Here is a 22,076-nt window from a genome sequence, read left to right on the forward strand (position 1 = left end):
GCGGGTTACAGCAGAAACACTGTGGCCAGCCCGAGGAAGATGAAGAACCCACCACTATCGGTCACCGCGGTAATCATCACGCTGGAGCCCATCGCCGGGTCGCGCCCCAGGCGTGTCAGGGTCATCGGGATCAACACCCCCATCAAGGCCGCCAACAGCAGGTTCAAGGTCATCGCCGCAGTCATCACCAGGCCCAACGACCAGCTGCCATACAGCCAGAACGCCACCGCACCGATCACCCCGCCCCAGATCAGGCCGTTGAGCAGCGATACCGCCAGCTCCTTGCGCATCAGGCGGCTGGTGTTGCCCGGCGACACCTGGTCCAGCGCCATGGCGCGCACGATCATGGTGATGGTCTGGTTACCGGAGTTGCCACCAATACCCGCCACGATCGGCATCAGCGCAGCCAGGGCCACCAGTTTCTCGATCGAACCTTCGAACAGGCCGATCACTCGCGAGGCAACGAAAGCGGTAATCAGGTTGATGGCCAACCAGGCCCAGCGGTTGCGCAGCGAACGCCAGACCGAGGCGAAGATGTCTTCTTCCTCGCGCAAACCGGCCATGTTCAGCACTTCGCTTTCGCTTTCTTCACGAATCAGGTCGACCATTTCGTCGATGGTCAAGCGGCCGATCAGGCGTTCGTTCTTGTCCACAACTGGCGCAGATACCAGGTCATAACGCTCGAAGGCCTGCGCCGCATCATAGGCATCCTCCTCGGGGTGGAAGGAGACCGGATCGGTCGCCATGACCTCCGCCACCTTCTTCTCCGGGTCGTTGACCAGCAGGCGCTTGATCGGCAATACGCCCTTGAGAATGCCGTCATAGTCGACCACGAAGAGTTTATCGGTGTGGTTCGGCAGCTCTTTCAGGCGGCGAAGGTAGCGCAACACCACTTCCAGGCTGACGTCTTCGCGGATGGTGACCATCTCGAAGTCCATCAGCGCACCAACCTGCTCCTCGTCGTAGCTAAGCGCCGAACGCACGCGCTCGCGTTGCTGGGCATCGAGGGTTTCCATCAGCTCGTGAACAACGTCACGCGGCAGCTCTGGAGCCAGGTCCGCCAGCTCGTCGGCGTCCATTTCCTTGGCGGCGGCGAGCAGCTCGTGATCGTCCATGTCGGCGATCAGCGATTGCCGCACGGCGTCGGACACTTCCAGCAGGATGTCGCCATCGCGATCCGAGCGCACCAGCTGCCAGACCGTCAGGCGGTCTTCCAGGGGCAAGGCTTCGAGGATGTAGGCGATGTCGGCGGGGTGCAGGTCGTCGAGTTTGCGCTGCAGCTCGACGAGGTTCTGGCGGTGGACCAGGTTTTCCACCAGGTCGTGGTGGGCGCCTTCCTGACGATGGGTCAGGTCTTCTACCACGCGCTGGCGCTGCAGCAGTTCGACCACCTGGGCCAGGCGGTCCTGCAGGCTTTCCTGCGCTTTTTTTACTTCTACTTCAGTCATAGGCGAACTCCACTCCCAGCAGCGGAGCACGCCGGGAGAATCAATCGGTCAGATCTTTCTGTATGAATCTTGTTAGCGAGTAACTACTGGGTAAGTCCATGGTGGTTTTCCACAAGCCCCGGCGGGGCTGACGGGCGCAATCATACACTGCTAAAGCTGTCAGATCGCTTAAAATTTTTGGCCAGAACAATCGTTTGCGTGATAAAGCTGGGACAACGCTCGAAGCTATCAGTGCGACGGTTGTCATGGGTGGGAAAGCACATTCATTTCAGAAGTGTGGCGCCTGGTCGATTTAGGGGCCGCTGCGCGCCCCATCGCGACACAAGGCCGCTCCCACAGAAGAGCGCGGCACCTGCACCACAATCATTACAGAAGAGCTTAGATCGACATCAGCAACAATTCATTGGCGCAGAAAAACAAAAAGCCCGCTCAATTGAGCGGGCTTCTTGATTTGGTGTGGCGGACTCAGGAGGATTCGAACCTCCGACCGCTCGGTTCGTAGCCGAGTACTCTATCCAGCTGAGCTATGAGTCCGTGGTGGTATTTTTAGACCAGATTACCACTGGTTGGTTGAAGTGCCTTTGCAAGCAGAGCCACTTCAAAAAGTGGCGGACTCAGCAGGATTCGAACCTGCGACCGCTCGGTTCGTAGCCGAGTACTCTATCCAGCTGAGCTATGAGTCCGCGATGGTAGTTTTAGACCAGATTACCACTGGTTGATTGAAGCAGCCTTGCAAGCAAAGCCACTTCAAAAGTGGCGGACTCAGGAGGATTCGAACCTCCGACCGCTCGGTTCGTAGCCGAGTACTCTATCCAGCTGAGCTATGAGTCCGTGTCTTGCCGCGCATTATAGGTCGCTGAAACATTTTTGCAAGAACTTTTTCGTTTAAAATCAACTACTTAGCGTTCTTACCGTTTACAGCGCCCTAAGCGAATAATGGCGGTGAAGGGGGGATTCGAACCCCCGATACCCTTATGAGGTATACTCCCTTAGCAGGGGAGCGCCTTCGGCCACTCGGCCACCTCACCGCAACACGAGGCGAATATTAAACAGGCTCTTCCTCGTTTGCAACCCTTTTTTTGAAAAAACTTCAAAAAAATTAAAGGCTTGGCTCCTCGTCCTTCTCTTTCTTGATCCGCAGGTAGATTTCCTCGCGGTGCACAGCCACTTCTTTCGGGGCGCTGACGCCAATACGCACCTGGTTGCCTTTTACGCCGAGCACCGTCACGGTGATCTCGCCGTCTCCAATGATCAGGCTCTCGGCGCACCGACGAGTCAGAATCAACATAGCTTTCTCCTTACGCAAAACATTCAGGGGTAACAGTCTTGGGTGTCGCGGCCTGGTCGTGGACGACGACCGGGGCCTGGTTGATCGCCACACAGGGCAGGACGGGCCTGCGTGGCGAGCAGAAACGCGAAGGGCGCGGCAAGCCGCGCCCTTCCAGGCAGCGTATTACTCGCTCTGTCGTGCCGGGGCGTCAAGCTCGAACGCGGTGTGCAGCGCGCGTACGGCCAGCTCCAGGTACTTCTCTTCGATCACGACCGAAACCTTGATCTCGGAGGTGGAGATCATCTGGATGTTGATGCTCTCCTTGGCCAGGGCTTCGAACATGCGGCTGGCAACACCAGCGTGCGAACGCATGCCGACGCCGACGATCGAGACCTTGGCGATCTTGGTGTCGCCGATCACTTCACGGGCACCGATTTCGCGGGCAGTGTTTTCCAGCACGCTCTGCGCCTTCTCGTACTCGTTGCGGTGCACGGTGAAGGTGAAGTCGGTGGTGTTATCGTGGGCAACGTTCTGCACGATCATGTCGACCTCGATGTTCGAGGCACTGATCGGGCCGAGGATCTTGAAGGCCACGCCCGGGGTGTCCGGCACGCCGCGAATGGTCAGCTTGGCTTCATCACGGTTGAAGGCGATACCGGAAATGATCGGCTGTTCCATGGATTCCTCTTCATCAATGGTAATGAGGGTACCCGGACCCTCCTTGAAGCTGTGCAGCACGCGCAGCGGAACGTTGTACTTGCCGGCGAATTCCACCGAACGGATCTGCAGCACCTTGGAACCGAGGCTGGCCATTTCCAGCATCTCTTCGAAGGTGATCTTCTCCAGGCGCTGGGCCTGCGGCACAACACGCGGGTCGGTGGTGTAGACGCCATCGACGTCGGTGTAGATCTGGCACTCGTCAGCCTTCAGCGCAGCCGCCAGGGCCACACCCGTGGTGTCGGAGCCGCCACGGCCAAGCGTGGTGATGCTGCCATGCTCGTCGACGCCCTGGAAGCCTGCTACCACGACCACGCGGCCTTCCTTGAGGTCGGCACGAATCTTCTGGTCGTCGATCTGCAGGATGCGCGCCTTGTTGTGTGCGCTGTCGGTGAGAATGCGCACCTGGTTGCCGGTGTAGGACACCGCTGGCACACCGCGCTTGATCAAGGCCATGGTCAGCAAGGCAATGGTGACCTGCTCACCGGTCGACACGATCACGTCCAGTTCACGCGGAACCGGCTGATCGGTGATCTGCTTGGCCAGGTCGATCAGGCGATTGGTTTCACCGCTCATTGCCGACAGCACAACCACCAGGTCGTCACCCGCTTCACGGTGTTTCTTGACCTTATCGGCTACCTGCTCGATCCGCTCGATGGAACCGACAGAGGTGCCGCCAAATTTCTGTACGATCAACGCCATTTCAATGGTGCCTCAGCCCATACAGGGCCCCAAAAAACAATCCAACATGAAGAGGCCGGATGGGAGTGGCCTGTGTGGCTAATTCTTGCACCCAAATTCGGCACCAGGATTCGCCTCGCTGCGTTGCCACTCCTCGCCGTAGCCCGGCTACGACTCGTCGCGGCGCCTTGCGCGGCAAACCCTGGCACTCGAATTTGAGCGCAAGAATTAGCCGTACAGGCCACTAGACCGCCGGCCCCCTCATCTCAAAGTCCCTGCTCTGCGAATGGCACGGCCAGCGCCAGGGCCTGGTCCAGTGCGGCGACGTCGACGCCGCCACCCTGAGCCATGTCCGGACGACCACCGCCCTTGCCACCCACCGCCGCAGCGGCTTGTTTCATCAGATCGCCAGCCTTGAGTTGGCTGGAGAGGTCCTTGGTCACGCCGGCCACCAGCACAACCTTGCCCTCATGCTCGCTGCCCAGCAGGATCACTGCGTGGCCGAGCTTGTTCTTCAGCTGATCGACCAGCGCCAGCAGTGCCTTGCCGTCCTGTCCATCCAGGCGGGCGGCGAGCACCTTGGCGCCCTTGACCTCAACGGCCGCGTTGGAGAGATCATCCCCGGCGGCGCTGGCGGCCTTGGCCTGCAGCTGTTCCAGCTGCTTCTCCAGCTGGCGGTTGCGCTCGAGCACAGCCGACAGCTTGTCGATCAGGTTGTCGCGGTTACCCTTCACCAGCTGCGCGGCTTCCTTGACCTGCTCTTCGGCAGCGTTCAGGTAGGCCAGCGCAGCAGCCCCGGTGACCGCTTCGATACGGCGCACGCCAGAGGCCACGCCGCCTTCGCTGATGATCTTGAACAGGCTGATGTCACCGGTGCGCTTGGCGTGGATACCGCCGCACAGCTCCACCGAGAAATCGCCGCCCATGCTCAGCACACGCACGGTGTCGCCGTACTTCTCGCCGAACAACGCCATGGCACCCTTGGCCTTGGCGGTTTCGATGTCGGTCAGTTCGGTTTCCACCGCAGTGTTCTTGCGCACTTCACGGTTGACGATGTCTTCCAGGGCCTTGATCTGCTCCGGTTTCACCGCCTCGAAGTGGCTGAAGTCGAAACGCAGGCGCTGGCTGTCGACCAGCGAGCCTTTCTGCTGTACGTGTTCGCCCAGTACCTGGCGCAGCGCTTCGTGCAGCAGGTGGGTGGCGGAGTGGTTCAGCGAGGTGGCGTGCTGCACGTCGGCATCGACCTTGGCCTCGACCGGGGAGCCGATCACCAGCGCACCGCTGGCAACCACGCCGTGGTGCAGGAAGGCACCACCGGTCTTGGTGGTGTCGCGCACATCGAAGCGCGCAGCGCCAGCCTGCAGGTAACCGGTGTCACCCACCTGGCCACCGGATTCGGCGTAGAACGGCGTGCGGTCGAGCACGACCACGCCCTGCTCGCCTTCACCCAGCTGGTCGACGGCCTGGCCGTCCTTGTACAGGGCGATGATCTTGCCCTGGCCTTCGGTGGCCTCGTAGCCGAGGAACTCGGTGGCGCTGTCGACCTTGACCAGGCTGTTGTAGTCCATGCCGAAGGCGCTGGCGGAACGGGCACGTTCACGCTGGGCGTCCATCTCGCGCTCGAAACCGGCTTCGTCGATGGTCAGCTCGCGCTCACGGGCGATGTCGGCGGTCAGGTCCATCGGGAAGCCGTAGGTGTCGTACAGCTTGAACACCACGTCGCCCGGCACCACATCACCCTCGAGCTGGGCCAGGTCCTGCTCGAGGATGCGCAGGCCCTGCTCCAGGGTCTTGGCGAACTGTTCTTCTTCAGCCTTGAGCACGCGCTCGATGTGCGCCTGCTGGCTGTTCAGTTCCGGGAAGGCCTCGCCCATTTCAGCGACCAGCGCGGCAACGATCTGGTAGAAGAAGCTGCCTTTGGCGCCCAGCTTGTTACCGTGGCGGCAGGCGCGGCGAATGATGCGGCGCAGCACGTAGCCACGGCCTTCGTTGGACGGCAGCACGCCGTCGGCGATCAGGAAGCCGCACGAACGGATGTGGTCGGCGACCACTTTCAGCGAGGCTTGGCCCTCATTGCTGCAACCGATGGCCTTGGCCGCGGCCGACAGCAGGTTCTGGAACAGGTCGATCTCGTAGTTCGAGTGCACGTGCTGCAGCACGGCGCTGACGCGCTCCAGGCCCATGCCGGTGTCCACAGACGGCGCTGGCAGCGGGTGCAGCACGCCGTCGGCGGTGCGGTTGAACTGCATGAAGACGTTGTTCCAGATCTCGATGTAGCGATCGCCGTCTTCTTCCGGCGAGCCGGGCGGGCCGCCCCAGATGTCCGGGCCGTGGTCGTAGAAGATCTCGGTGCACGGGCCGCATGGGCCGGTGTCGCCCATGGTCCAGAAGTTGTCGGAAGCGTACGGGGCGCCCTTGTTGTCGCCGATGCGCACCATGCGCTCGGCCGGCACGCCGACTTCCTTGGTCCAGATATCGTAGGCTTCGTCGTCAGTGGCGTAGACGGTGACCCAGAGCTTTTCCTTGGGCAGGTTCAGCCATTTTTCCGAAGTCAGGAAGGTCCAGGCGAAAGTGATCGCGTCGCGCTTGAAGTAGTCACCGAAGCTGAAGTTGCCCAGCATTTCGAAGAAGGTGTGGTGACGCGCGGTGTAACCGACGTTTTCCAGGTCGTTGTGCTTGCCGCCTGCGCGCACGCACTTCTGGCTGCTGACGGCACGCGTGTAGGCACGCTTCTCCGCACCGAGGAAGCAGTCCTTGAACTGGTTCATGCCGGCATTGGTGAACAGCAGGGTCGGGTCGTTGTTCGGGATCAGCGAACTGGAGGCGACTCGGGTATGTCCCTGCTCTTCGAAGAAGCGAAGGAAGGCTTCACGGATTTCTGCGCTTTTCATAGGTTCTTCCACGGAAACGGCGGCCGTTTGGGCTAATACGTCGAATCGACGAAACGACGGCAAAGGGCGCCATTATATCCAGCCTGAACGGGAGATACAGTGTGTTTGTACACCAGAACAGCAATCGGCGGATGAAAAGCCGTTCATTAGCACGGCCAGGGCGGAAAAGCAGACCTGCGGGCCCACCCATGCGGTACATAAGCAACACCTGACCCGGGCAGTGGAACGGGATCCTGCCGGCCCACCCTCGCTGCCGGAGCACTCCATGCCTGAGCTGAACATATCCAAACTCCACTCGGACCCGCATCCGCTACCCCACGGCATCATGCAGGCCAACCCGAGACCGATCTACTACATCGACGCCCGGGAACCCGGCCACTCGCAAACCGCCTTCGACAATAACGAAGACAACCCTCGGCAGCAGACCGAGGTCAAGTACATCCAGGCCGACGAAAATGTGCGAATCACCCTCGAACGCGCCTATCCATTGGGCCGGCGCTATCGCCGCAGCACCCCGAACAGCGAGTTGCTGGTCTTCAACGTGGCCCCGCGTGCGCTGCGCGCGAATGAACAGCAAAAGCGCGTACGTATCGCCCCGCGCGAATGCCTGCTGGAAGTTACCATCAACGATGCGGTATTCATGGTCCCCGCGCATACCGCCCAAGCCATTGCCATTCGCCTCACCGATGGCAATCACCACGTGGTCATAGCCCCGGAGGTGAAGAAGACGGTGCTGATCGACATGATAGGGACCGGCAACAGGATCGAGACCGGCGCAGGTATCGTCCACATCGACGCCCATACCGGCACGCACCAGATTGTGGTCGGTAGCGGCCCGGTACTCATCGACAAGGGCGACGCGGTTGTCAACGTCACGGGGCACCGCCTGCTTGGCCGCGAGTCATCCAGGGTCGAGCTCTACCGCAATGCCGAAAACGATGCACGACTGGCCCGACCCGTGATGGCCGAACATCAGGCTCTGGGCAATATCGGCGTGCAAGTGACGGGTAGCGACCAATTCAGGCAAGCGGCAGAGGATGCGCTGGAACTGCTGCGCAAACTACCCTGCGGCCAGGCGCTACTGGCGGCCCTGGATAAAAAGGCCGGGCAGTCCGGAGCCCCGATCAGCGTGATCGAAGCAGCCAGACACCAATTCACGACCTATACACCCAGCGACCACGAAGAAGATGAAGACGAAGGCCACTTCATCATCGACGAAAACCAGAGTAGCTGGGGCTACAGCGGCGGCACACTGGCATACAACCCAGGCTGGTCGACCGCTGCGCAACTGCCACTACTCGACCTGTACCGCTGCCTGTGCCAAGGTTGGAACTCGATGTCAGGCACCGTGTTTCCGGGCCAGACCGAGGTTCAAGGCAAAAACGGCGCCTATCCGGTGGACAACCTGCTGCTACAGAGCATCGGCTTGCCCACCGATTGCAGGTTCACATTCGGCGGCAGCACCGCCCTGAACACCAACCCACCCGCCTTCACTGAAAACGGGCTGCGTCAGGCGTTGCAACTGGAGCTGCGCACACAGCCGTGAACCCAGGCTATCGGGGCCAGCTCAGCCTAATCGCTGGCCGGAGTCGGGAACGATCAGAATCCCCGCCCTGAGGCCATTCTTGACCTTGGGGTTGGGGAAGATGATGCGCGCGCCCTCCTCCTCGACCACCCAACGCGTCTCGGCCAGGTCCTCGGCCAGCAAGTAGCCCTTGCTCAGCTCGGAGAAATTCTCGATGTCCGCCGGCAAGTGCAGGTGGAAGCTGTCGCTGTGCTTGATGATCTCGCGGGAAACGCTGAACAGCTGCAGGCCATCCAGCGAGCCTTCGCCTTCGGGCTCGGTGTTTTCGATGATGCTGATCAGCCGCTCCTCCAGCTTGTCGAGGTTGACCTCCTCGTTCTGGCCGAACGGGCGGGCCTTTCCCAACTCCAGGGTGAAGGCTTCGGCCTCCAACTGCTCGTAGGTGAAGGCGCTGAAAGTGATGGAAGACTTGCTCTGCAACAACACCGCCTCCATGCCCGCCGCCGCCAGGCGTGCCAGCTCGCGACGGGAATGCTTGCGCCCCTCTTTATAAGGGTACAAGGCGAACTGCTCGATCTTCGAGCCGCGGATGGCGGTATGCAAGTCGTAGTGCAGGCGGTTGCGCCCCGGCTTGCTGAAGAATACCCGGGCGAACTGTTCCAGCTCGGCGGCACGCAATGCCTCGAAGCCACTGGACAGCTCGTGGCGGCCGTTGAACAGGCGGTTGATGTCCTGCTCGATAAAGCGCTCGCCCTTGCGGATGGCTGCCGGGTTGCCGAACAGGAACAGCACCCGGGCCTTGGGTTTGATCTTGCCGTTGGCCACGCCATGCAGCAGCCGCTCGAGCAACTCGATCGGCGCCGTTTCGTTGCCGTGGATGCCGGCGGACAGCAGCAGGTCCAGCCCGCAATCCTCGTTTTCGGCCGGGCGCACTTCGAGCGCGCCCTCCCCCAGCCAGCGCAAACGCGCGCCCTTGGGTGTCACTTGGGTCTTCTCGGCCGGTTCGTGATCGGTGAGGGTCAGCTCAAGCAATTTGCCAAGGGCGAGCATAGGTACTTCCTTAGTGGTGGTGGCCGCAATCGGGGCCATGGACGTGATCGTCGTCTTCGCCGACCTCCGCCGGTTCCATTTCCAGCTGCAGGCTGACCAGGTTGGTGGCCATCGGGCGCAGCAGCAGGTTGGCGTACTCGGTGTCGTCTTCCTCGACATCCACGCCGATCAGCAGCTGGCCACGACCATCCTGCTGAATCCACACTTCCTTGCCTTGCCAGACGACGGCAAAGCGGGTGCAGGAAGTTTCCAGCTGGGTGCCGTCTTCATCTTCCAGGATAAGGCGCAGGGCGTCGGTCATTGCAAAGTCTCTCTTCAAGGTTGGCGTTGGAACGGATACACCGAGCCCAACTTCAGGATCTGGGTCAATTCGTCCAGTGCCGTACGGCATTCCACCAGCAATTGCGGGTCGGCCAGGTCCGCCTCGCCAAGGCGATCGCGGTAATGCTTGTCGACCCACTGCACCAGGGTGTCGTACAGCGAGGCGGTCATGATAACGCCTTGGTTGACCGCTGCCAGTTCCGTTTCCTTCAACGCCACGCGCAAACGCAGGCAAGCCGGCCCACCGCCGTTCTGCATGCTCTGCTTGAGGTCGAACACTTTCACCTCCCGCACCGGGCCGCCCTGGCTGGTCAACTGGCCCAGATAGGCCCAGACCCGCTCGTTGTTGCGGCACTCTTCCGGCACCACCAGCAGCATGGAGCCGTCGTCGCGGCTGAGCAGCTGGCTGTTGAACAGGTATGAACGCACCGCGTCCTCCACCGTCACCGCTGCCCGCGGCACGCAGATGGCCTGGAAGTTGCCACCCTTGCTGGCCAGTTTAGCTCGCAGTTGGCCAAGTACCGCATCCGTCTCGAGGAAAGCGTCCTCGTGGTAGAACAGCACCTCGCCGTTGCCCACAGCAATCACATCGTTGTGGAACACGCCCTGGTCGATTACCGCCGGGTTCTGTTGAGCGTAGACCACGCCGTCATCGCTCAGGCCATGCAGCCGGGCCACGGCCTGGGAGGCTTCCAGGGTCTGCCGGGCCGGGTACTTCTGCGGCGCCGGGTAGCGGCTGTCGAAGGCGCTGCGGCCGTAGACGAAGAACTCCACGCCGGCCTCGCCATACGTACGGCAGAAGCGCGTGTGGTTGGCCGCCCCCTCGTCACCGAACTGTGCCACGGCAGGCAGTGCCGCGTGGTGGGCAAAGTGCTTGTCGTTGCTGAACATGGCCCCCAGCACGCGACTGGTGGTCGGGTGCTCGATGCTGCGGTGGTACTTGCAGTTGAGGTTGGCAGCAGTGAAATGCACGCGGCCATCGGCAGTGTCGGCACTGGGGCTGACCGTGGCGGCGTTGGCCACCCACATGCTCGAAGCCGAGCAACTGGCCACCAGCAATGGCATGGCTTCCTTGGCGGCACGCTGGATCACTTCGGCATCGCTGCCGCTGAAGCCCAGGCGGCGCAGTGCAGCCACGTCCGGGCGCTCCTGCGGTGCCAGCACGCCCTGCTTGAAGCCCATGTCGGCCAGCGCTTTCATCTTCGCCAGGCCCTGGCGCGCGGCTTCGCGCGGGTTGGAACCCTGCTGGCTGTTGCTCTGCGAAGCCACGTTGCCGTAGGACAGGCCGCCATAGTTGTGGGTAGGCCCCACCAGACCATCAAAATTCACTTCGTAGGATTTCATCGGCTAGGCTCCGTGACCTGTTGTTATAGGGTGACGCCCGGCGTCAAGGTTGCCGGCAAGGCAAGGCTGGCGGTCTCCAGCGAAGCCACGGGGTAAGCGCAGTAATCCGCTGCGTAATAGGCGCTGGCGCGGTGGTTGCCACTGGCGCCCACGCCGCCGAACGGCGCACTGCTGGCGGCACCGGTCAGTTGCTTGTTCCAGTTGACGATGCCGGCGCGGCTGCGCAGCCAGAAGTACTGGTAACGGGCGTGGGAGTCGGACAGCAAGCCGGCGGCCAGGCCGTACTGGGTGTTGTTGGCCTCATCGATGGCGGCATTGAAGTCGGCATAGCGGATCACCTGTAGCAGCGGGCCGAAGAACTCTTCGTCCGGGCGCTCGGCCACAGCGGTGACATCGACAATGCCTGGGGTCAGCAGTGCGGCGTCGGCCTGCGGCTGGGTCATTTCCAGCAGCTTCACGGCACCCTTGGCGACCAGTTCGGCCTGGGCCGCAATCAGCGCCCGCGCCGCCTGCAGCGAGATCACCGAACCCATGAACGGCGCCGGCTGCTGGTCGAACGCCCCGACCGTGATGGATCTGCTCACCTCGACCAGGCGCGCGATCAGCGCATCACCCCAGGCGCCTTGCGGCACCAGCAGACGACGGGCGCAGGTGCAGCGCTGGCCGGCGGAAATGAACGCCGACTGGATAATGGTGTACACCGCCGCATCGAGGTCCTTGACCTCGTCCACCACCAGCGGGTTGTTACCGCCCATTTCCAGGGCCAGGATCTTGTCCGGGCGGCCGGCGAACTGCTGATGCAGCAGGTTGCCGGTGCGGCTGGAGCCAGTGAAGAACAAGCCATCGATACCTGGGTTGGCGGCCAGTGCCACACCCGTTTCGCGCGCGCCCTGCACCAGGTTGAGCACACCCGCCGGCAACCCGGCGGCAATCCAGCAATTGACGGTCAGTTCGGCCACCTTGGGCGTCAGCTCACTGGGCTTGAACACCACGCAGTTACCAGCCAGCAGCGCTGGCACGATATGGCCGTTTGGCAGGTGACCAGGGAAGTTGTACGGGCCGAACACCGCCACCACGCCATGGGGCTTGTGCCGCAGCACGGCCGTGGCATCGGCCAGCGGGCCGCTCTTTTCGCCGGTGCGCTCGCGGTAGCTCTGCACCGAGATCGCGACCTTGTTGATCATGCTGGTGACTTCGGTCGCCGACTCCCACAGGGGCTTGCCGGTTTCCTCGCCGATGCACTGGGCCATGGCTTCGGCATGCGCTTTCAGTTGCGCGGCGAACTTCTCCAGCACATCGATACGCGCCTCCAGGCTCAATTGCGCCCAAGCCGGGAAGGCCTGACGCGCAGCCTGCACGGCGGCATCCACCTGGCTGGCGTCAGCACCCTGCCCCTGCCAGACGACGGCTTGCGTCACCGGGTTGAGCGACTGCAGGGTTTCGCCCTGGCCAACCTGCCAATTGCCTGCGATGTAATGCGTGGTCATTTACTGGGCCTCCCGGCTTGCCGACAGCGGCACGGCGCGCACGTTGTCGCCGGCGCCCATGCGCAGGCGCTTGGCGGTCAGGGGGTCGACCACCAGGGTACCGGCAGCCAGCCGCGCAGGTGCGGCCGTGATGCGGCAATCGTCGCGCTTGCGGTTGTGGATGATGTAAGGCGTCGCGTCATCGCCCGGCGTGCCCACCGCCAGCACCAGGGTCTGGCTCTCGCGCACGGCGCGAATCCTGGAGGTGTCGCACTCGATGGCGGGGCCGGCGTCGAAGATGTCGACGTAGCCCTGGTAGTTGAAGCCTTCCTGCTTGAGCATGGCCAGCGCCGGCTCGGTGTCCTTGTGCACGCGGCCGATCACGTTGCGCGCCGCCTCGGACAGGAAGCAGGTGTACAGCGGGAACTTCGGCATGAGTTCGGCAATGAACGACTTGTTGCCCACGCCGGTGAGGTAGTCGGCCTGGCTAAACTCCATCTTGAAGAAGTGCCGGCCCAGGCTTTCCCAGAACGGCGAGCGGCCCTGCTCGTCGGACATGCCGCGCATTTCGGCGATGATCTTCTTGCCGAACAGCTCGGGGAACTCGGCAATGAACAGCATGCGCGCACGCGACAGCAGGCGGCCGTTGAGGCCGGAGCGGTAGTCGCTGCGCAGGAACAGCGAGCACAGCTCGGAGTTGCCGGTCAGGTCGTTGGCCAGGAACAGGGTGGGGATTTCGCGGTAGATCTTCAGCTCCTGCGAGGCGCTGACGGTCAGCCCGACCCGATAGTTGTACCAGGGCTCGCGCAGGCCGACGGCACCGGCGATGGCACTGATGCCCACCACCATGCCTTCGTCGTTTTCCAGCACGAACAGGTAGTCGGTGTCGCCACGCTCGGCTTCGCCGCGGAAGCTCTTCTCCGCCCAGCCAACGCGATGCCCCAGGCGCTCTTCGTTGGCCGGCAGCGTGGTCAGCCCGGTGGTACCGGTGCTGCGTGCCAATTCGATCAACGCAGGCAAATCGCTGCTGCGTACAGGACGAACGATCATGCTATCTCCTTTTGCGGCGGCGGCGGCCGGCGCGAAACTCTTCTAACGCATCAATCCCGAAACGTCTGTTGCCAGACCTCAGACCGCAACCAGGCGCACGCTGGCACCCTCGCCCACCCCCAGCGCCTCGGCGGCTGCCGGGCTCAGGCTGACCGGCTTGCCGGGCACCCAGTCCAGGTCCAGCAGCACCGCGCGGTAGTCCTGCAACTGGCCGTTGCACACCAGGTACGGGCGCCCGCCCTTGACCGGGGCTTCCTCGAGCCTCACCGGCACAACCCGGCTCTGGGCGATCGAGCGGATACCCGAGGTGCGCGCATGCAGGGTCGGGCCACCGTCGAAGATGTCGATGTAGTGCTCGGTCTCGAAGCCTTCGCGCATGAGGATGTCGAAGGTAATCTGCGCCCGCGGGTGCACCTGGCCCATGGCTTCCTGAGCCAGGTCAGGCAGCAGCGGCACGTAGATCGGGTAGTGCGGCATCAGTTCGGCGAGGAAGGTGCGGCTCTTCAGGCCGCACAGGCGCTCGGCGTCGGCGTAGTTGAGGTCGAAGAAGTTGCGGCCGATGGCATCCCAGAACGGCGATTCGCCCTGCTCGTCGCTGTAGCCGACGATCTCGGTCACCACCGAGTCGGCGAAACGCTCCGGGTGAGCGGCCATGAACAGCAGGCGGCCACGCGAATTGAGCTCGGCCCAGCCACTGTTCACCAGTTCCGGCAGCACATAGAAGCTGGTCAGCAAGCTGTTGCCGGTCAGGTCATGGCACAGCGAGAGCACATGGATCTTGTTGTGGATCTTCAGCTCGCGCGAGGCGTGCACGAAGGTCTCGTTACGAAAGCTGTAGAACGGCTCGGAGTAGCCGGCCGAAGCGACGATGGCCGAGCAACCGGCCAGCTTGCCGGTTTCGCTGTCCTCGAGCACGAAGAAGTAGCTTTCTTCACCGTTGAAGCTGACCTCGGCGGCGAAGGAAGTCTCGGATGCGGCGATCTTGTCGCCCAGGCGAGCGGTGTCGTCCGGCAGCGAGGTGACACCAATGGGGCTGTCTGCAGCCATGCGCTGCACTTCGTTCAGATCAGCCATTTGCGCGGGGCGCATCACCAGCATGGTGTCACTCCTTTGGAATCGGGCCGCTCACGGCGGCACGGAAAAACGGCAGATGCACTGGCACCTGCACTGGAATCGGGTATCACCGGCCCGGTACAGACTCGGGCTGAGCCTGCACCGTGGCCGGCAAAGAGACCGCGGGCGGATCAGCCCTTGGTCAGGGTGGCCACGGCGCGCTCGAAGCGGTCCAGGCCTTCGTCGATGTCGGCGTCTTCAACTACCAGGCTTGGCGCGAAGCGGACCACGTCCGGGCCGGCCTGCAGCACCATCACGCCTTCTTTCTCGGCGGCGTTGAGCACGTCCTTGGCCTTGCCTTTCCAGGCCTCGGTCAGCACGCAGCCCAGCAGCAGGCCAACGCCACGCACCTGGCTGAACAGGTTGTACTCCTGGCCGATCTGCTCCAGGCGGACCTTGAAGCGCTCATGCTTGGCCTTGATACCGGCCAGGGTTTCCGGGGTGTTGACCACGTCCAGCACCGCGCAGGCGACGGCGCAGCCCAGCGGGTTGCCGCCGTAGGTGGTGCCGTGGGTGCCGACAGCCAAGTGCTTGGCCAGCTCGGTGGTGGTCAGCATGGCACCGATCGGGAAACCGCCGCCCAGGCTCTTGGCGCTGGTCAGGATGTCCGGGGTAACGCCGTAGTGCTGGTAGGCATACAGCGAACCGGTACGGCCAACGCCGGTCTGCACTTCGTCGAAGATCAGCAGGGCGTTGTGTTCGTCACACAGTTTGCGCGCGCCTTCCAGGTAGGCCTTGTCGGCCGGCACCACGCCGCTCTCGCCCTGGATCGGCTCGATCACCACGGCGCAGGTCTTGTCGGAAATCTGTGCCTTCAGCGCTTCCAGGTCGTTGTACGGCACATGGCTGATGCCGGTGATCTTCGGGCCGAAACCATCGGAGTACTTCGGCTGGCCACCGACGCTTACGGTGAACAGGGTACGGCCGTGGAAGCTGTTCACGGTGGCGATGATTTCGTGCTTTTCCGGGCCGAAGCGGTCGTGGGCAACACGACGGGCCAGCTTGAAGGCGGCCTCGTTGGACTCAGCGCCGGAGTTGCAGAAGAACGCACGGTCGGCAAAGGTGGCGTCCACCAGCTTGTGGGCCAGGCGCAGGGCCGGCTCGTTGGTGAACACGTTGGATACGTGCCAGAGGGTGTTGACCTGCTCGGTCAGGGCCTTGACCAGTGCCGGGTGGCAGTGGCCCAGGGCGTTGACCGCGATGCCACCGGCAAAATCGATCAATTCGCGACCCGACTGGTCCCAGACACGGGAGCCCTCGCCTCGCACAGGAATGAAGGCCGCCGGAGAATAGTTGGGGACCATGACCTGGTCGAAATCGGCACGTTGCACCGGGGCTTGCTCAACGGACATCTGAGTCTCCTGAAGAGGAACGCTGGCCTGGAAGTGGCGAGCGATGGGGGGATTGTAAGGACTGATCCGCGCCTGTCCTTGCGGCCAAGCGACAACTTGTTACAGCGCAAAACCCAGTTTTGACAAGGCTTTCGGCAATGCGACAAACACTGTCGCAATCGCGCAGTGTACGGGAGAGAGGGGGCTGGGTGAACGGGTGTACACATATAGAAGCGTGGTTGCCTGTACCGGCCGATTCGCGGGCACGCCCGCTCCCACCTGGACCGCACAGGCTTCAAACATCGCACAGACCTGCGGGAGAAAGGGCGCTGCCTGCACCGGCCTCTTCGCGGGTGAACCCGCTTGTATGGTTAGACTTGAAGGGGTGGTGGGACTAAATGCCCGATTCTGACTGTTCACAGCAGTACAGACCGTGGGAGACATCGCCCCACCCCTTCCACCAAAGCGCCGATAAAGAATGCATCGTTTGCAAGCGACGATAGAAGCAAGCCAGCGCCTCTTGGTGAAACCCCTTCAAGCCGAAAAACCATAACGTGAGGAGCCGCCCATGGCAATGCAGGTAGGTAAGTTGATCGTGGGTGCGGATGTCGCGAAGGCTGAGCTGGTTATCCACCACGATGATCGCGACGAGATCATCAGGCTGAAAAACTCCAAACTCGAGATCAGAAGGTGGCTCAAGCAACAAACCCTCAACACCGCTATCGCTGTTGAGGCGACCAATGTCTACCACTTGGACCTGGTTGAATTGGCCCACAGCCTAGGCTTCGAGGTCTGTGTCATCGATGGTTTTCAATTGAGCAACTACCGGAAAAGTGTTGGGGGACGGGTTAAAACCGACCCCTCCGATGCTCGGTTGTTGTCCCGTTTTTTAAAAAATGAAGGCGAGGACCTTCGCCCTTGGAGCCCGCCTCCCGCTGTCTACGGCAAGCTTCAGAGCCTCTTGCGACGCAGAGCCGCCTTGGTGACTGCTCGTACTGCAATGACTCAGAGCTGGGCTAACGAAAGCCTTTTGAAAGCCGCCTTCGAAACTTTTGTGAAGTCGATAGATCGGCTGGATCAGTTGATTCAAAAGAAGATTAAAGAAGTACTGCGAGACGCTGGGCTACAGGAACAAGTCGCTCGCTGCCAGGCAGTAGAGGGCATTGGTTTTCTCACCGCCGCAGCATTGGTGATGGCTTTTACAAGGGGCGAGTTCAAAAGCAGTGACTCGTACATTGCATTCCTAGGAATGGATTTACGAGTCAGTGATTCCGGGCAGAAGAATGGGCGACGTCGCCTCACCAAGCGAGGTTGTTCAGAAATTCGTCGCTTATTGCACAACGCTGCGATGGCGGCCAGCAGATCGGCAGCCTGGAAAGGGCTTTACGAACAGCATCGGAGCAGTGGTAAAGCAACAACCCAAGCTTTGGTAATCCTGGCAAGAAAGCTCGCGCGGGTGGCATTCGCCCTGATGAAAAATCAGGACGAATACGTCACTAAAGGCGCGAAACTGGCTTGCTGAAAACCATAGAATCTCCCATAGGACCTGTGCAAGATTCGAACGTTGTGCGGCCCCTGTGGGAGCGGCTTCAGCCGCGAAAGGGCCGGCACAGGGTAAGGAAATATCAGCCTTTTTCGGCAGGCGCCGAGCTCAGTTCGAACGGGCTGCTGCTACGACGCTGGTTGCGGTCCTCCCGCGGCGTAGCACCAAAGAAGTTGCGGTAGGCACTGGAAAAATGCGGCCCCGAGGAGAAGCCGCAGGACAGCCCGATCTGGATGATCGACTTGCTGGTCTGCATCAGCATCTGCCGCGCCTTGTTCAGCCGCAGCTCCAGGTAATACTGGCTCGGCACGCGGTTCAGGTACTGCTTGAAGATACGCTCCAGCTGCCGGCGCGACACGCACACGTGCTGGGCAATTTCGTCGGTGGTCAGCGGCTCTTCGATGTTGGCTTCCATCAGCAGTACCGCCTGGGTCAGCTTGGGGTGGCTGGAGCCCAGGCGGTTCTGCAGCGGAATACGCTGGCGCTCGCCACCCTCGCGAATGCGCTCGACCACCAGTTCCTCGGACACCGCCCCGGCCAGCTCCGCCCCGTGATCACGGGCCAACACTGCCAGCAGCAGGTCGGTCACGGCCATGCCGCCACAAGCTGTCAGGCGATCGCGGTCCCAGTCGAACAGGTGACTGGTGGCGATGACCTTGGGGAAGCGCTCGGCAAAATCATCCTGCCAGCGCCAGTGCACCGCAGCCCGGTAACCGTCGAGCAGGCCCAGCATCGCCAGAGGGTAGACCCCGGCCGACAGGCCGCCAATCATGCAGCCACTGCGCGCCAACTGCTTGAGCGCCGTCGACAACGCAGCCCCCACCGTCAGCGGCTGCTCGTCAGCCAACAGGAACAGCTTGTGACATCCCTCCAGGCGACCGTTCCACGGCTCGCCCGGCAAGCGCCAGCTACCCTCTTGCGCCGGCTCCGCCTGCAGGAAGACCAGATCGTAGACCACCTCCGGGTGCACCCGCTGCGCCACCTGCAACACTTCCTCGGCCAGCGCCAGAGTCAAGGGCTTGGTGCTTGGCCAGATGAGAAAACCGATTCGCTGGGTGGTCATAGGTGCGGTCCGAAACCTGAGGTCGTTCGAGTCTGTGCGCCGGGTCAGGCTGCGCTCGCCGCGCAGCATGCCCTATTCTGGTGCAAAAATGCAGCTTTTACTTCAGGCTGCCGGAGAGGAACTGCTTCAGGCGCTCCGACTGCGGGTTGGCCAGCACTTCGCGTGGGCAGCCGGTTTCTTCCACCAGGCCCTTGTGCAGGAACACCAGCTGGTTGGAAACCTCACGGGCAAAGCCCATTTCGTGGGTCACCACCACCATGGTGCGGCCTTCCTGGGCCAGCGACTGCATCACCTTGAGCACATCGCCCACCAGTTCCGGGTCCAGCGCCGAGGTCGGCTCGTCGAACAGCATGACCTCCGGTTCCATGGCCAGCGCCCGGGCAATTGCCACGCGTTGCTGCTCGCCACCGGACATGTGCCCCGGGAAGGCATCCTTGCGGTGGGCGACTCCGACCTTGGCCAGGTAATGCTCGGCCTTTTCCAGGGCCTCCTTGCGATTCACACCCAGCACATGCACCGGCGCTTCGATGATGTTTTCCAGCGCGGTCATGTGCGACCACAGGTTGAAGTGCTGGAAAACCATCGACAGGCGCGAGCGCATGCGCTGCAACTGACGCGGGTCGGCGGCCTTGAGCGCGCCGTCCTTGCCCGGTACCAGCTTCAACTCTTCGTTGTTGAGCAGGATCTTCCCGGCGTGCGGTTGCTCCAGCAGGTTGATGCAGCGCAGGAAGGTCGACTTGCCCGAACCGCTGGAGCCGATGATGCTGATGACATCGCCTGCCTTGGCCGACAGGGACACGCCCTTGAGCACTTCATGGCTGCCGTAGCGCTTGTGCAGGTCTTGGACTTCGAGTTTGTACATGCTGTCGATTCTCACAAAGCGGTCAGTGCTTGCGCGGCGCCAGGTAGCCGAGCCAGCGGCGTTCGGCCATCTTGAACAGGCGCACCAGGATGAAGGTCAGGCACAGGTAGAACACGCCCGCCGTGATATAGGCCTCGAAAGGCAGGTAGTACTGGGCATTGACCGTGCGCGCAGCGCCAGTGATGTCGATCAGGGTAACGATCGACGCCAGGCTGGTGGTCTGCAGCATCATGATCACTTCGTTGCTGTACTGCGGCAGCGCCCGGCGCAGGGCCGACGGCAGCAGGATGCGCCGGTACATCTTCATGCGCGACATGCCCATGGCCTTGGCCGCCTCGATTTCGCCATGCGGCGTGGCCTTGAGGCTGCCGGCGATGATTTCGGCGGTGTAGGCACTGGTGTTGATGCCGAATGCCAGGCAGGCGCAGAAGGTAGCACTGGACAGCAGCGGCCACAGGAAGCTTTCGCGCACCGCCTCGAACTGTGCCAGGCCATAGTAGATCAGGAACAGCTGCACCAGCATCGGCGTGCCGCGGATCACGTAGGTGTAAAGCCACGCCACGAGATTGACCGCTGGCTGCTTGGACACTCGCATCAGGCCCAGCGGAATGGCCGCCAGCAGCCCGAAGAACAGCGAAATCGCCAGCAGCTTGAGGGTGGTCAGCAGGCCGCCGAAGTACATCGGCAGTGCCTCCCAGACGACGTTGTAGTCGAAGATCATAGTTCAGCCACCTTGACGCCAACCGAGTAGCGGCGCTCGAGATACTTCAGGGCCAGCAGCGAGATGCTGGTCAGCACCAGGTACAGGGCCGCCACCGCCAGGAAGAAGGTGAAAGGCTCACGGGTGGCATCGGCCGCCTGCTTGGCCTTGAACATCATGTCCTGCAGGCCCACTACCGAAATCAGCGCGGTGGCCTTGGTCAGCACCAGCCAGTTGTTGGTGAAGCCCGGGATCGCCAGGCGAATCATTTGCGGCACCTGGATGCGGAAGAACACCTGGCGGTTGCTCATGCCATACGCCACGCCCGCTTCGGCCTGGCCTTTGGGAATACCGAGGAACGCACCGCGGAAGGTTTCCGACAGGTAGGCACCGAAGATGAAGCCCAGGGTACCGATACCCGCGATCAGCGGATTCAGGTCGATGTAGTCTTCATAACCGAGCAGCGGCGCAACCCGGTTGATAATGTCCTGCCCGCCGTAGAAGATCAGCAGGATCAGGACCAGGTCCGGAATACCACGAATCACCGTGGAATACAGATCGCCCAGCCAGGCCAGCCAGCGCACCGGCGACAAGCGCAGCGCCACACCGATCAGGCCGAGCACGATGGCCAGGGCCATCGACGACAGGGCGAGCTGAAGCGTCAGCCACGCCCCGTCGAGGATGACTGCCCCGTAGCCTTTCAACATGATGAGGTCCTCGACCTAGAGAATGAAAAATGGTGCAAACCTCAGAGCCTCTGCTGTTTGCACCATTGCACAGGTGAAACCCGACGTCTTAGTTCGAGTCTGGACCGTAGATATCGAAGTTGAAGTACTTCTTCTCGATTTCTTTGTACTTGCCGTTGGCACGAATGGCGTCGATGGCCGCGTTGATGCGGTCGACGTTGGCCTTGTCACCCTTGCGCACGGCAATGCCGATGCCGTCGCCGAAGTACTTGGCGTCGGTGAAGGCCGGGCCTACGAAGGCGAAGCCCTTGCCGGCGTCGGTCTTGAGGAAGCCGTCTTCCAGCAGGGTGGCGTCAGCCACGGTGCCATCGAGGCGGCCAGCTGCCACGTCCAGGTAGATTTCGTTCTGGGTGCCGTAAGGAACCACGGTGGCACCTTTGGCGCCCAGTACTTCCTTGGCGAAGCGGTCGTGGATCGAGCCGCGCTGCACACCAATCTTCTTGCCCTTGAGCTCATCCAGGCTGTCGCTGACGGCGGTACCTTCCTTCATCACCAGGCGCGCCGGGGTCAGGTAGTAGCGCTTGGTGAAGTCGACCGATTTCTTGCGGTCTTCGGTAATCGACATGGACGACAGGATGGCGTCGATCTTGCGCACTTTCAGCGCCGGGATCAGGCCGTCGAACTCCTGCTCGACCCAGGTGCACTTGGTCTTCATCTCTTCGCACAGGGCGTTGCCGATGTCGTAGTCAAAACCGGCAATGCTGCCGTCTGGCTGCTTGAAGGCGAAGGGTGGGTAGGCGGCTTCGATGCCGATTTTCAGCGGTTTTTCATCGGCCTGCGACACCAGGGAAAACACGGACAGCGCCAGGGCGCCAAGCAGTGCGAGCTTCTTCATCAGGTAACTCCATCGGTACGGGGCAATACAAGGCAGGTAACGGCTGCCCGATATGCGAATGGGTACAACGCGAGCCGCGCAGGGTTCGACCAAGGCCGCAGACCACGAGCGAGTGAGTGG

Annotated in this window: 18 protein-coding genes and 4 tRNA genes; 2 read left to right on the forward strand and 20 right to left on the reverse strand. The window is 62.0% G+C overall.

Translation table 11 applies throughout. The features are described from left to right. Window positions 1-5: 5 nt before the first annotated feature. The 8 genes from mgtE to alaS form a co-directional block, all read right to left on the reverse strand. Window positions 6-1,448: a magnesium transporter gene (mgtE, locus tag KDB76_RS21145; RefSeq protein ID WP_015271262.1), complete on the reverse strand. Its 1,443-nt coding sequence runs from the start codon at window positions 1,446-1,448 to the stop codon at window positions 6-8. Window positions 1,449-1,905: 457 nt separating this feature from the next. Then, a tRNA-Arg gene (locus KDB76_RS21150) sits at window positions 1,906-1,982 on the reverse strand. Between the two features lie 72 nt (window positions 1,983-2,054). After that, window positions 2,055-2,131: transfer RNA gene (locus KDB76_RS21155), tRNA-Arg, on the reverse strand. Window positions 2,132-2,202: 71 nt separating this feature from the next. Beyond that, a tRNA-Arg gene (locus tag KDB76_RS21160) sits at window positions 2,203-2,279 on the reverse strand. A gap of 106 nt (window positions 2,280-2,385) precedes the next feature. After that, window positions 2,386-2,476: transfer RNA gene (locus tag KDB76_RS21165), tRNA-Ser, on the reverse strand. Between the two features lie 71 nt (window positions 2,477-2,547). Further along, window positions 2,548-2,736, reverse strand: coding sequence for a carbon storage regulator CsrA (gene csrA, locus KDB76_RS21170; RefSeq protein WP_003254503.1), 189 nt, complete (start codon window positions 2,734-2,736; stop codon window positions 2,548-2,550). 165 nt (window positions 2,737-2,901) lie between these two features. After that, window positions 2,902-4,137, reverse strand: coding sequence for an aspartate kinase (locus KDB76_RS21175; RefSeq protein WP_013973645.1), 1,236 nt, complete (start codon window positions 4,135-4,137; stop codon window positions 2,902-2,904). 245 nt (window positions 4,138-4,382) lie between these two features. Next, entirely contained in the window at window positions 4,383-7,007 is a 2,625-nt protein-coding gene (alaS, locus tag KDB76_RS21180) for an alanine--tRNA ligase (RefSeq protein ID WP_015271263.1), read from the reverse strand. Between the two features lie 265 nt (window positions 7,008-7,272). On the opposite strand from alaS, the gene KDB76_RS21185 reads away from it, so the two are divergent. Beyond that, window positions 7,273-8,553: a M91 family zinc metallopeptidase gene (locus tag KDB76_RS21185; protein ID WP_038410066.1), complete on the forward strand. Its 1,281-nt coding sequence runs from the start codon at window positions 7,273-7,275 to the stop codon at window positions 8,551-8,553. Window positions 8,554-8,574: 21 nt separating this feature from the next. Here KDB76_RS21185 and astE read toward each other — a convergent pair whose 3' ends face one another. The 7 genes from astE to KDB76_RS21220 all read right to left on the reverse strand — a co-directional run bounded on the left by astE (window position 8,575) and on the right by KDB76_RS21220 (window position 16,228). Next, window positions 8,575-9,582 carry a succinylglutamate desuccinylase gene (gene astE, locus KDB76_RS21190; RefSeq protein WP_013973648.1) on the reverse strand — a complete coding sequence of 336 codons (1,008 nt, stop codon included), beginning with the start codon at window positions 9,580-9,582 and terminating at the stop codon, window positions 8,575-8,577. Between the two features lie 10 nt (window positions 9,583-9,592). Beyond that, on the reverse strand, window positions 9,593-9,883 hold the full coding sequence (locus KDB76_RS21195) for a topoisomerase II (RefSeq protein WP_003256592.1): 291 nt from the start codon (window positions 9,881-9,883) through the stop codon (window positions 9,593-9,595). A gap of 14 nt (window positions 9,884-9,897) precedes the next feature. Continuing rightward, entirely contained in the window at window positions 9,898-11,247 is a 1,350-nt protein-coding gene (gene astB / locus KDB76_RS21200; protein ID WP_013973649.1) for an N-succinylarginine dihydrolase, read from the reverse strand. A gap of 23 nt (window positions 11,248-11,270) precedes the next feature. Continuing rightward, window positions 11,271-12,734 (reverse strand): succinylglutamate-semialdehyde dehydrogenase, encoded by a 1,464-nt coding sequence (gene astD / locus KDB76_RS21205; protein WP_038410067.1) that lies wholly within the window; start codon window positions 12,732-12,734, stop codon window positions 11,271-11,273. Continuing rightward, window positions 12,735-13,763 (reverse strand): arginine N-succinyltransferase, encoded by a 1,029-nt coding sequence (astA, locus tag KDB76_RS21210; RefSeq protein ID WP_013973651.1) that lies wholly within the window; start codon window positions 13,761-13,763, stop codon window positions 12,735-12,737. Window positions 13,764-13,841: 78 nt separating this feature from the next. Next, the gene (aruF, locus tag KDB76_RS21215; protein ID WP_013973652.1) at window positions 13,842-14,861 is read right to left on the reverse strand and encodes an arginine/ornithine succinyltransferase subunit alpha; all 1,020 of its coding nucleotides are present in this window, start codon (window positions 14,859-14,861) and stop codon (window positions 13,842-13,844) included. Between the two features lie 146 nt (window positions 14,862-15,007). After that, entirely contained in the window at window positions 15,008-16,228 is a 1,221-nt protein-coding gene (locus tag KDB76_RS21220; protein ID WP_212632189.1) for an aspartate aminotransferase family protein, read from the reverse strand. Window positions 16,229-16,775: 547 nt separating this feature from the next. Between KDB76_RS21220 and KDB76_RS21225 the strand changes: the two genes are divergently transcribed. Beyond that, entirely contained in the window at window positions 16,776-17,729 is a 954-nt protein-coding gene (locus KDB76_RS21225) for an IS110 family transposase (RefSeq protein ID WP_212632190.1), read from the forward strand. 103 nt (window positions 17,730-17,832) lie between these two features. Here KDB76_RS21225 and argR read toward each other — a convergent pair whose 3' ends face one another. From argR to KDB76_RS21250, 5 genes are all read right to left on the reverse strand, one after another. Further along, entirely contained in the window at window positions 17,833-18,813 is a 981-nt protein-coding gene (gene argR / locus KDB76_RS21230) for a transcriptional regulator ArgR (RefSeq protein WP_024087503.1), read from the reverse strand. Between the two features lie 97 nt (window positions 18,814-18,910). After that, the gene (locus KDB76_RS21235; RefSeq protein ID WP_013973655.1) at window positions 18,911-19,675 is read right to left on the reverse strand and encodes an ABC transporter ATP-binding protein; all 765 of its coding nucleotides are present in this window, start codon (window positions 19,673-19,675) and stop codon (window positions 18,911-18,913) included. Between the two features lie 22 nt (window positions 19,676-19,697). Next, the gene (locus KDB76_RS21240) at window positions 19,698-20,396 is read right to left on the reverse strand and encodes an ABC transporter permease (RefSeq protein WP_003260115.1); all 699 of its coding nucleotides are present in this window, start codon (window positions 20,394-20,396) and stop codon (window positions 19,698-19,700) included. Beyond that, window positions 20,393-21,082, reverse strand: a complete 690-nt coding sequence (locus KDB76_RS21245; RefSeq protein WP_003260113.1) for an ABC transporter permease — start codon at window positions 21,080-21,082, stop codon at window positions 20,393-20,395. The genes KDB76_RS21240 and KDB76_RS21245 overlap by 4 nt, the downstream gene beginning before the upstream one ends. 88 nt (window positions 21,083-21,170) lie before the next feature. Then, on the reverse strand, window positions 21,171-21,956 hold the full coding sequence (locus KDB76_RS21250; RefSeq protein WP_023661364.1) for an ABC transporter substrate-binding protein: 786 nt from the start codon (window positions 21,954-21,956) through the stop codon (window positions 21,171-21,173). Between the last annotated feature and the right edge of the window lie 120 nt (window positions 21,957-22,076).

The organism is Pseudomonas sp. JS425, from assembly GCF_018223845.1.
In the GTDB taxonomy this organism is placed as follows: Bacteria; Pseudomonadota; Gammaproteobacteria; order Pseudomonadales; family Pseudomonadaceae; genus Aquipseudomonas; species Aquipseudomonas asiatica.

What these genes read in the sequence shown, in the direction of transcription:
- mgtE (WP_015271262.1), bottom strand. Translation starts at nt 1,448, where the DNA reads ATGACTGAAGTAGAAGTAAAAAAAGCGCAGGAAAGCCTGCAGGACCGC.
- csrA (WP_003254503.1), bottom strand. Translation starts at nt 2,736, where the DNA reads ATGTTGATTCTGACTCGTCGGTGCGCCGAGAGCCTGATCATTGGAGAC.
- KDB76_RS21175 (WP_013973645.1), bottom strand. Translation starts at nt 4,137, where the DNA reads ATGGCGTTGATCGTACAGAAATTTGGCGGCACCTCTGTCGGTTCCATC.
- alaS (WP_015271263.1), bottom strand. Translation starts at nt 7,007, where the DNA reads ATGAAAAGCGCAGAAATCCGTGAAGCCTTCCTTCGCTTCTTCGAAGAG.
- KDB76_RS21185 (WP_038410066.1), top strand. Translation starts at nt 7,273, where the DNA reads ATGCCTGAGCTGAACATATCCAAACTCCACTCGGACCCGCATCCGCTA.
- astE (WP_013973648.1), bottom strand. Translation starts at nt 9,582, where the DNA reads ATGCTCGCCCTTGGCAAATTGCTTGAGCTGACCCTCACCGATCACGAA.
- KDB76_RS21195 (WP_003256592.1), bottom strand. Translation starts at nt 9,883, where the DNA reads ATGACCGACGCCCTGCGCCTTATCCTGGAAGATGAAGACGGCACCCAG.
- astB (WP_013973649.1), bottom strand. Translation starts at nt 11,247, where the DNA reads ATGAAATCCTACGAAGTGAATTTTGATGGTCTGGTGGGGCCTACCCAC.
- astD (WP_038410067.1), bottom strand. Translation starts at nt 12,734, where the DNA reads ATGACCACGCATTACATCGCAGGCAATTGGCAGGTTGGCCAGGGCGAA.
- astA (WP_013973651.1), bottom strand. Translation starts at nt 13,763, where the DNA reads ATGATCGTTCGTCCTGTACGCAGCAGCGATTTGCCTGCGTTGATCGAA.
- aruF (WP_013973652.1), bottom strand. Translation starts at nt 14,861, where the DNA reads ATGCTGGTGATGCGCCCCGCGCAAATGGCTGATCTGAACGAAGTGCAG.
- KDB76_RS21220 (WP_212632189.1), bottom strand. Translation starts at nt 16,228, where the DNA reads ATGTCCGTTGAGCAAGCCCCGGTGCAACGTGCCGATTTCGACCAGGTC.
- KDB76_RS21225 (WP_212632190.1), top strand. Translation starts at nt 16,776, where the DNA reads ATGGCAATGCAGGTAGGTAAGTTGATCGTGGGTGCGGATGTCGCGAAG.
- argR (WP_024087503.1), bottom strand. Translation starts at nt 18,813, where the DNA reads ATGACCACCCAGCGAATCGGTTTTCTCATCTGGCCAAGCACCAAGCCC.
- KDB76_RS21235 (WP_013973655.1), bottom strand. Translation starts at nt 19,675, where the DNA reads ATGTACAAACTCGAAGTCCAAGACCTGCACAAGCGCTACGGCAGCCAT.
- KDB76_RS21240 (WP_003260115.1), bottom strand. Translation starts at nt 20,396, where the DNA reads ATGATCTTCGACTACAACGTCGTCTGGGAGGCACTGCCGATGTACTTC.
- KDB76_RS21245 (WP_003260113.1), bottom strand. Translation starts at nt 21,082, where the DNA reads ATGTTGAAAGGCTACGGGGCAGTCATCCTCGACGGGGCGTGGCTGACG.
- KDB76_RS21250 (WP_023661364.1), bottom strand. Translation starts at nt 21,956, where the DNA reads ATGAAGAAGCTCGCACTGCTTGGCGCCCTGGCGCTGTCCGTGTTTTCC.